Source organism: Falsiroseomonas oryzae (assembly GCF_027856955.1).
GTDB classification, from domain to species: Bacteria; Pseudomonadota; Alphaproteobacteria; order Acetobacterales; family Acetobacteraceae; genus Falsiroseomonas; species Falsiroseomonas oryzae.
Genome location: NZ_JAPSMD010001009.1, coordinates 1 through 561 on the forward strand (window position 1 = coordinate 1; position 561 = coordinate 561).

Below are 561 nucleotides of genomic sequence, written 5' to 3' on the forward strand. Positions count from 1 at the left end.
GGCCGCTTCGGCGGCGGGGCGCCGCCGGCCTCGCGCGGCGCCTGCACGGGGGCGATGTCGATGTCCTCGTCATCGGCGTCCTGGCGCCGGGCGGCGGCGGCGAAGCGCGCGGCCGCCCAGGGCGCGATCTCCACCCGCGTCTCGCGCTCCATCACCTGGATGCGGCCGACCTCCTGCCGCGTCACATGGCCGCGCTTGCAGAGGAAGGGCAGCAGCCAGCGCGGATCGGCGTTGCGGTTGCGCCCGACGCTGAGCCGGAACCACACGCCCTCCCGGCCCTCGCCACCGTCCCGCCTTTCGCGCGGGGCGGCGCGCGGCTCCGGCTCGGCCGGCTCCAGTTCCTCCGGCGCGGGCAGCGTGGCGCCGAGGGCGCGCAGCAGCGCCGCCGCCACCGCCTCCGCACCCTTCGCCTCCAGCACGGCGCGGCCGAGCGCCAGCGTCTCCGGCTCTGCACCCGCTGCCTCTGCGGCCGCGATCGCCTCCTGCACCAGGCGCTCGTTTCGCGCGCGCGGATCTGCTCGGCCGAGGGCGGCGGCCCCCATTCGGCGCGGATGCGCGCGG

1 protein-coding gene is annotated in these 561 nt (G+C 78.8%); it reads right to left on the reverse strand.

Going from position 1 to position 561, the window contains the following annotated elements; genetic code table 11:
• A partial coding sequence (locus OZN99_RS33230) for a DbpA RNA binding domain-containing protein (RefSeq protein ID WP_270939424.1) occupies positions 1 to 488 on the reverse strand: 488 nt, incomplete at its 3' end.
• Between the last annotated feature and the right edge of the window lie 73 nt (positions 489 to 561).